This is a genomic window from Atribacter sp., assembly GCF_035418125.1.
In the GTDB taxonomy this organism is placed as follows: domain Bacteria; phylum Atribacterota; class Atribacteria; order Atribacterales; family Atribacteraceae; genus Atribacter; species Atribacter allofermentans.
Map to the genome: position 1 here is coordinate 1 of NZ_DAOLQM010000168.1, position 4,830 is coordinate 4,830.

At 39.2% G+C, this 4,830-nt stretch carries 5 protein-coding genes; 4 read left to right on the forward strand and 1 reads right to left on the reverse strand.

The features are described 5' to 3' along the window. Positions 1 to 131 precede the first annotated feature (131 nt). Complete coding sequence (gene rd, locus PLK24_RS08395) at positions 132 to 290, reverse strand: rubredoxin (protein WP_324478119.1); 159 nt, start codon at positions 288 to 290, stop codon at positions 132 to 134. A 629-nt stretch (positions 291 to 919) separates the two neighbouring features. Here rd and PLK24_RS08400 point away from each other — a divergent pair. The 4 genes from PLK24_RS08400 to PLK24_RS08415 form a co-directional block, all read left to right on the forward strand. Beyond that, the gene (locus tag PLK24_RS08400) at positions 920 to 1,927 is read left to right on the forward strand and encodes a sugar-binding protein (RefSeq protein WP_324478121.1); all 1,008 of its coding nucleotides are present in this window, start codon (positions 920 to 922) and stop codon (positions 1,925 to 1,927) included. A gap of 147 nt (positions 1,928 to 2,074) precedes the next feature. Next, on the forward strand, positions 2,075 to 3,082 hold the full coding sequence (locus PLK24_RS08405) for an ABC transporter permease (protein WP_324478123.1): 1,008 nt from the start codon (positions 2,075 to 2,077) through the stop codon (positions 3,080 to 3,082). 13 nt (positions 3,083 to 3,095) lie between these two features. Next, the gene (locus tag PLK24_RS08410) at positions 3,096 to 3,878 is read left to right on the forward strand and encodes an ATP-binding cassette domain-containing protein (RefSeq protein ID WP_324478125.1); all 783 of its coding nucleotides are present in this window, start codon (positions 3,096 to 3,098) and stop codon (positions 3,876 to 3,878) included. Between the two features lie 80 nt (positions 3,879 to 3,958). Continuing rightward, positions 3,959 to 4,830 (forward strand): sugar ABC transporter substrate-binding protein (locus PLK24_RS08415; protein WP_324478128.1); only part of this gene is annotated, 872 nt, incomplete at its 3' end.

Genomic DNA, 4,830 nt, shown 5'->3' on the forward strand with positions numbered 1-4,830 from the left:
CGAGATGTATATAAAAGAATTAAATAAAGGGATTTTTCTTGATAGAAAAATCCCTTTATTTTTTTTCAATATAATTTTTTCCTAAAAGATTAGTTCAGAGAAGTTAATTCCTTTAAGACCTTATACTTAGATTATTCCTTTTCAAAAAGGTCTTTTGAAGCACCACAGACCGGACATACCCAATCTTCGGGAAGATCATCGAAAGATGTACCAGGTTTTACTCCAGCATCAGGATCGCCTAATTCAGGATCATAAACGTATCCGCAAACTGTGCAAATGTACTTGTCCATAAATCTGCCTCCCTTACAATTTAAAAAATTATAACTCTATTCTACCAAATTATATTTCCAATTTTGATATGAATATTGGTTAAATATTTTTCATGGTTCCTTAATGCCCTACCAATCACTCCCTTTAACAAAGGAGGATAAAGGGGGATTTGAAAGAACTGGAAAAAATCGAATCTCAAACCATCTCCCTTTATCCAAAAAGAGAATAATAAAAAAGATTAAGCTCATGAGATTGCCACGTCACTTCGTTCCTCGCAATGACGATTTAGAGTTCCTTCTCCCTTGATGGGAGAAGGTGAAGATGAGTGTGAAAACCAAGATTCGACATGCCATGGCATGTCGCTACATTAATTAAAGAATGGGCACAATACATTGAGCCCCTACGATTTTATATCCTTTGATAGAGGTTTGATTTATTAAATCTGGGGGTGTTGCATTAAGTCAAATATCACTGATGATTTTAATGTTCACTATTGGTCGATTACAGTTTCAAAACTTGACATATTTTGTTGATAGAGTAATACTATATCTTAGTATGGAATAAATAATGGAAAGGAGATGATAACAAAAAAATAAATATCATTAATGGTTATTTAGGTTCAATGTCTAAAAAAGGAGTGGGATGATCAATGAAAATGAAAAAATATGTTTTATGCTGTGTAGTATTAGTTTTCGCAATTTCTCTGCTTTTCCCAGCTATCAGTGCTGCTGCAAACAAATTTGTATTTGCTTGGATTCCTAAAGCTCTTAACAATCCAGTGTTTGAATTAGGCCGGAGCGGTGCTTTACAAAAAGCCAAAGAGCTTACCGAGCAAACCGAAGATACAGTGGAGGTATTGTACGTAGCCTCGGTAAATTCTGATGCTGCAGAACAAGTACGGGTGATTGAGGATGTTATCTCTAAAGGTGTAAGTGGTATTGGTGTATCCTGCAATGACCCGACTGCTCTCAAGGATGTAATTGATAAGGCTATCGAAGCCGGCATTCCGGTTATGACCTGGGATTCCGATTCCCCAGAAAGTAAGCGTTTTACCTATTTAGGGGTTAGCAATTATGAGGGTGGAAAGGCAGCGGCTGATCTGTTGTTAAAAGCTATGGGAACCAAAGGAAAAGTTGCATTGCTTACCGGAGTACCAGGAGCTTTAAATTTAGAGGAAAGAATCCGTGGTTTTAAAGATGGAGTCAAGGACTACCCGGATATTGAAATCGTAACGACAGTTGCCTGTGATGATGATATCAATAAAGGAGTTCAGGTGGTTGAGGAAGTTATGCAAGCCAATCCTGATCTTAATGGATGGTTTTTTGTAGGTCTGTGGCCATTGTTTGCTGAGAGAGGTTCTATGCCCCTTTGGGAAGCCGCAGCTAAGGCAGGTACTTTAAAGACGATTGCATTTGATACCTTACCAGTTGAGTTGGAACTTTTAAAAGATGGCTATTTGTCCGGTCTGGTTGGTCAAAAGTATTGGGGATGGGGATATGATACCATTCAAATGCTCTATGACTATATTGTCAATAATAATCGCTATGAAAGCTGGACTGACTCGGGCATGGATATTGTAACCAGCAAGAATGTAGATGCTATGATTGAAGCTTGGGATACCCAAGACTTTACCAAACCTCTTCCGCCAGCCTTCTAAGTGAAACGAATGAAACTCAAGAAAAGAAGGCTACTTAATAGAAATCAATTTCTATATATTGAAAATTAGAGCCCAAAGAGGAAAAGGAAAAAGAAGAACCTCACGCTCAAAGAGTGTGGGGTTCTTCTCCTCAAAGGAGGAAGGTGTATGTTGCCACCACCAAAAACCGAATTTGATGCTGAAACCACCATCTCTCCCCAGCTAGGGATCTTTACCCGACTTTTAAACAATCAACTGACCACAATTGTCATTATTCTGTTTTTAATGATTTTTTTACTAGGCTCATTTACCCGAACTTTTTTAACTGCTAATAATATTTTCAATGTTTTGAGAGCTTTTTCTTGGATTGCAATTGCTTCTTTTGGTCAATCGATGGTTATTATTGGGGGTGGAATAGACCTCTCTTCAGGTTCAACTATGGCTTTTGCCGGTATTATGACTGCTATGATGCTTTCCTATGGTTTCGGAGTATTGGTTTCTATCCTTATTGGTTTAGGATTTGGAGTATTTATTGGTTTTATAAACGGAATTTTAGTAAGCCGGGCAAAGCTTCCACCCTTTATTGCAACTTTGGGTATGTTAAGCATTCTGCGGGGATTTTGTTACGGATTAACTAGTGGTTGGCCGATTAGGGATTTGCCTCGAGGATTTCTTTTTTTGGGCCAAACTGATTTAGCTTTATATATTTGGAAAGTTCCTCTTCCCGCATTAATCATGGTTTTCTTTGTCATTATTTCATACATCTATTTGAGTAAAACCAAGGGTGGATATCATATTTATGCAGTGGGAGGAAATGAATATGCAGCATCGCTGGCCGGTATTGATGCAAAGCGGGTAAAATATGTTATTTATTCATTATCCGGTTTATTTGCTGCGGTTGGTGGGATTCTTATGACTTCTCGTCTGGGGGTAGCAGCACCAACGGCTGCTCAAGGATATGAGTTAGATATCATTGCTGCGGCAGTTATTGGCGGCATTAGTCTGAATGGTGGAGAGGGAAATGTTTGGGGAGCGTTAGTGGGAGCAGCCATTATGCAAATTCTTCGTAACGCATTAGTACTGGTAGGTTTCCCCGCTTATTGGCAATCCTCAGCTATCGGTGCTGTAATTATTAGCGCTGTAATGATCGACCAGTATCGGAAAAGACGTATCTGAGGGGGATAATCAGATGAATGAAGAAAAGCAGAAGGATCTAACCCCAATTCAAAACACTCAACCAATTCTTGAGTTGAAAGGAATTTGCAAATACTTTGGTGGGATTCATGCTCTTGAAAATGTCGATTTTGCCGTTTTTCCAAAAGAGATCGTTGCCATTGTTGGTGATAATGGAGCAGGAAAATCCACCTTAATAAAAATTATTGCCGGAGTTCATGCTCCAACCGTTGGAGAAATTTATATGCAGGGGAAACCAGTTGAAATAGTTTCTCCAATTCAAGCTCGGGAATTAGGGATTGAAACCGTTTACCAGGAACTGGCATTGATAGAAACTCGTGATGTTCCGGCCAATTTTTTTTTAGGGAGAGAACCAACTCTTGGAAAAATGGGTATTTTCATCGATAGGAAAAGAATGGTTGAAGAAACAGTAAATACCTTGAATAGTTTAGGTATTAAGCTTCCTTCCCTAAGTACTATGGTTAGGTACTTATCGGGTGGGCAACGACAGTCATTGGCTATTGGCCGGATCATGCCCTGGGGTGGGAAAATCATTATCATGGATGAGCCGACTGCTGCTTTGGGTGTTAAGGAATCAAGAAAAGTATTAGATTTAGTTTTGAAGTTAAAGGAACAAGGGTGTTCGGTAATTGTTATTAGCCACAACATGCGTCACGTATTTAACGTTGCTGATCGTATTGTCGTTTTACGAGGTGGGATCAAAGTTGGTGAAAGGATAAAAAAACAAACTACTCCCGACGAGATTGTTAAATTAATTGTAGGTGCTGAGATGCTCTAAACGGATTTCCAGTTGGAAATTTAGCAATTAAAGGTATAATATTATTGAGTATCAATATTATTATGAGGAGGTAAGATATTATGAAAAAACCCGTAGTGAAGGGATTGGGTGTGGTTTTATTAGTCGCGCTCTTCTCGCTTCTTGTCTTCGGAGTTGTTTTTGCTGAAGAGAATGAAAAGCTAACCTTCGGTTATATTGCTTTTAGTAGAAAGGACATTTGGAATAATTATTCAATTTTAGCCTTTGAATACGCAGCCAAACAAAAAGGCATTGAGACTATCGTCCTTGATCCAGAAGGAAATCTGGAAAAAGCTGTTTCTTCAATGGAAGACCTCATCACTAAAAAGGTTGGTGGAATATCGGTTTTCACCATGACTCCCGAATTGGATGTTACTATGGCCGAGATGTCAAACGCTGCCGGGATACCGATTACCTTTGAAAACTCGCTTCCTGCCGAAAATACCCCCAACTACATTTCCTGTGTGGCCTGCCAATATGATGATATTGGTTATGCAGCAGGGAAATATATCAATGAAGCCTATCCAGGAAGTAAACTGTTTTATGTAATGGGAGCACCAGGTATGGGAATTACCGAACTTTATGAGCAAGGACTCCATAAGGCACTCGATGAATTTGGTAAAGTAGAGCTGGTTTCAACCCAACCAACCGATTGGGGTGCTGAGCAAGCAATGAACGTTACCCAAAATGCCATTCAATCCGGTCTGGAGTTCGATGTTATTTTTGCTAATAACGAACAAATGGCAACTGGTGTTATCAATGCTTTAAAAGACGCCGGTTTATTTGGAAAGGTCAAAGTCGTTGCTACTGGTGGTGGACCACATGGTCTGGAAATGATTGAGAAGGGCGAATTAGATGCAACCATGAGTGCACCAGTTTCACTGCAAGGCTTGATTACTTTCAAGAGTCTCTATGAATTTATAACCAAAGGAAA

What these genes read in the sequence shown, in the direction of transcription:
- PLK24_RS08400 (WP_324478121.1), top strand. Translation starts at nt 920, where the DNA reads ATGAAAATGAAAAAATATGTTTTATGCTGTGTAGTATTAGTTTTCGCA.
- rd (WP_324478119.1), bottom strand. Translation starts at nt 290, where the DNA reads ATGGACAAGTACATTTGCACAGTTTGCGGATACGTTTATGATCCTGAA.
- PLK24_RS08405 (WP_324478123.1), top strand. Translation starts at nt 2,075, where the DNA reads ATGTTGCCACCACCAAAAACCGAATTTGATGCTGAAACCACCATCTCT.
- PLK24_RS08410 (WP_324478125.1), top strand. Translation starts at nt 3,096, where the DNA reads ATGAATGAAGAAAAGCAGAAGGATCTAACCCCAATTCAAAACACTCAA.